3 protein-coding genes and 1 pseudogene are annotated in these 2,904 nt (G+C 67.6%); 3 read left to right on the top strand and 1 reads right to left on the bottom strand.

All coding sequences use genetic code 11. The features are described from left to right. The 3 genes and pseudogenes from WA965_RS20790 to tsaD all read left to right on the top strand — a co-directional run. Positions 1-150: pseudogene (locus WA965_RS20790) on the top strand (tRNA (adenosine(37)-N6)-threonylcarbamoyltransferase complex dimerization subunit type 1 TsaB); the annotation flags it as partial. After that, on the top strand, positions 147-599 hold the full coding sequence (gene rimI, locus WA965_RS20785; RefSeq protein ID WP_526302636.1) for a ribosomal protein S18-alanine N-acetyltransferase: 453 nt from the start codon (positions 147-149) through the stop codon (positions 597-599). The pseudogene WA965_RS20790 and the gene rimI, both read left to right, overlap by 4 nt. Then, positions 596-1,618 (top strand): tRNA (adenosine(37)-N6)-threonylcarbamoyltransferase complex transferase subunit TsaD, encoded by a 1,023-nt coding sequence (gene tsaD / locus WA965_RS20780; RefSeq protein WP_526302638.1) that lies wholly within the window; start codon positions 596-598, stop codon positions 1,616-1,618. Before rimI ends, tsaD begins: the two co-directional genes overlap by 4 nt. Positions 1,619-2,061: 443 nt before the next feature. Here the strand turns inward: tsaD and WA965_RS20775 are convergent. Then, positions 2,062-2,904: HNH endonuclease signature motif containing protein (locus WA965_RS20775; protein ID WP_526448024.1), on the bottom strand; the 843-nt coding region annotated here is incomplete at its 5' end.

Below are 2,904 nucleotides of genomic sequence, written 5' to 3'. Positions count from 1 at the left end.
GCCATGTTCGACCTACCGCTGCTGGCGCCGGTCTATCCGACTGCGGCAGGATTGGTTGCTGCCGTGTCGGATTGGGACGCCGAGCCCGAGCCGCTGGTCCCGATGTATCTACGCAGACCCGACGCCAAGCCGCAGGCGGCGCCGCGATGACCGCGATCTACGGCCCACTCACGCCCGCTGACGCCGTCCGATGTGCCGAACTGGAAGCCCAGCTGTTCGACGGCGACGACCCGTGGCCCGAACGCGCGTTCCTGGCCGAGCTCGCGGCCAAGCACAACCATTACGAGGCTGCGCGGATCGATGACAAACTGGTCGGCTATGCGGGCATCGCCCGACTCGGCCGGACCCGGCCGTTCGAGTACGAGATTCACACCATCGGTGTTGATCCCGCCTACCAGGGGCAGGGCATCGGCAGGGAACTGCTGCTTCGGTTGTTCGAATATGCCGAGGACGCAACGATTTTTCTCGAGGTCAGAACCGACAACGTGGCGGCGATCGCACTGTACGAGAACCACGGCTTCACGCGGGTGGGGGTGCGTAAGCGCTACTACCGCGTCAGTGGGGCCGATGCCTACACCATGAAACGGGAGCGGCAATGATCGTCCTGGCCATCGAGAGTTCCTGCGACGAAACCGGCGTCGGGATTGCCGAACTCGGCGACGACGGTACGGTCACGCTGCTCGCCGACGAGGTCGCGTCCAGCGTCGACGAACACGCCCGCTTCGGCGGTGTGGTCCCCGAGATCGCGTCCCGCGCACACCTGGAGGCGTTGGGCCCGACCATGCGTCGGGCACTGCAGGCCGCGGGTATCGGCAAACCGGACGTCGTCGCCGCCACCATCGGACCGGGCCTGGCCGGGGCGCTGCTGGTGGGAGTGGCTGCGGCCAAGGCGTATTCGGCGGCATGGCAGGTGCCGTTCTACGCGGTCAACCATCTCGGTGGGCACCTGGCCGCCGATGTATTCGACCACGGTCCGCTGCCCGAGAGTATCGGTCTGCTGGTGTCCGGGGGGCACACCAATCTGCTGCACGTGCGGTCGCTGGGGGAACCGATCGTGGAACTGGGCTCCACGGTCGACGATGCCGCGGGTGAGGCCTACGACAAGATCGCCCGACTGCTCGGTCTGGGCTATCCCGGGGGCAGGGTCCTCGACGAACTTGCCCGCACCGGCGATCCGGACGCGATCACCTTTCCCCGCGGCATGACCGGTCCGCGCGATGCCGCGTATTCGTTCAGTTTCTCGGGATTGAAAACCGCGGTGGCACGCTATGTCGAGCGTCATCCCGAGGCATCGCAGGCCGACGTGGCCGCGGGGTTTCAGGAGGCCGTCGCCGATGTGCTGACGGCCAAAGCTGTTCGCGCAGCGCAGGAACTCGGGGTGTCGACGCTGCTGATCGCCGGGGGAGTGGCGGCGAATTCGCGGCTGCGTGAACTGGCGGCGCAGAGGTGTGCCGATGCCGGACTGACCCTGCGTATTCCGAGGCCGCGGCTGTGCACCGACAACGGCGCGATGATCGCGTCGTTCGCCGCGCACTTGATCGCGGCCGGAGCGTCGGCGTCGCCGTTGGACGTGGCCAGCGACCCGGGACTACCGGTGGTGCAGGGCCAGGTGGCGTGAGGTTGGTGCCCGCGGACACCACAGTGTTGCCGTCGGCGGTGCGGTGGTCGGTGTGGAGTTGGTTGATCGCCGTTGCCGCCGGAGTAGTGGAGACGGCGATCCACGCGCTGACGAGCGAGCAGTACGACTCGGCTGTGCAGATACCGGTTCGGGTCGTGATTTATGGGCTTGTCACGTTGATCATCGTGCAGCTGAGGCGTGGTCGTGGCTGGGCCCGGGTTTTCTTGACCGTGGCGCTCGGTGGTCTGGGGCTGTTCTCGCTATTGGCAGAGCCGATTTCATGGATCGTCGCCGGCGGATCACCGGGTGCCTTCCTCGCCGAGGCGGACGCCCCCGACGATTGCCGTGATCGTGTTGCGCGCAGTCCATGTCGTCGCGGTACTCGTCGCCCTGGTGCTGATGTATCGACCTGCGGCGAACAGGTACTTCAGAAGCCGCCGTGGCTAGTGGGGCGACTGAATATTGAGTGCGCGTTCGGCTTTGATGCGTGCGGCGTTGTCGGCGGCGCGGGTGCGTCGTCGCCGCGGCATCATTGCGGTGCGGGCCGGATGGGCGGGTGGGCCGCACGCTGGTGGTGGCAGCTCGGTGGTGGCCAGGGTGTAGGACGGGAAGAACAGTCGGCTGCCGGGTTTGGTGGTGTAAGTCCGACCGTCGGGGGCGGTCCAGATGACTGTGGCATCGGAGAGCTGGGCGTCGCGCCAGCCCTCGGGTCCGCCCCAGAACGTTTTCAACAAATGGTGTTTGCGGCATTTACAGTTCATGTTCGACGGATGGGTCGGACCCCACGGCCACGGGTCGACGTGGTCGATATCGCAGCGGTCCGCGGGCACATCGCAGCCCGGGAACCGGCAGAACATGTCTCGGACCCGGATGAACTCGGCCAGCCGTGCTGAGGGTCGGTAGTGCGGTTCGGGATCGGGGCCGGGCAGCCACAGCGGAGTGACTTTGGCCCCGCCGCGGAGCGCTTCGGCCAGCACCGCGGTGGGGATCACCCCACGCCCGGGCAACACCGCCACCCCCGAATCGGTCAACCGCGACGGCATCGACTCGACATCCTCGGGGTCGGCATCCTCTGAGGGCTCAGCGTCTGCCGGTGGCGGCGACTCGGGCTCGGCCGGCGATGGCTCGGCATCCTCCGCGGGCCTGGGCTCAGCGGGCCTGGCGTTCTCGGCTGGCGTCGGCTCGGCGGGTTCGGGCTTGGCGGCGATCGATTGGGCGTGTTCGTCGTTCTGGGCGGCGATCAGTTTGCGGGCCGCGTCCACGGCGGCCTGATCGGCGATCACCCG

This window comes from Mycobacterium sp., assembly GCF_049683935.1.
Lineage (GTDB): Bacteria > Actinomycetota > Actinomycetes > Mycobacteriales > Mycobacteriaceae > Mycobacterium.
Note: the sequence above shows the minus strand (reverse complement) of the source record. Positions and strands in the feature narration are given on the sequence as shown.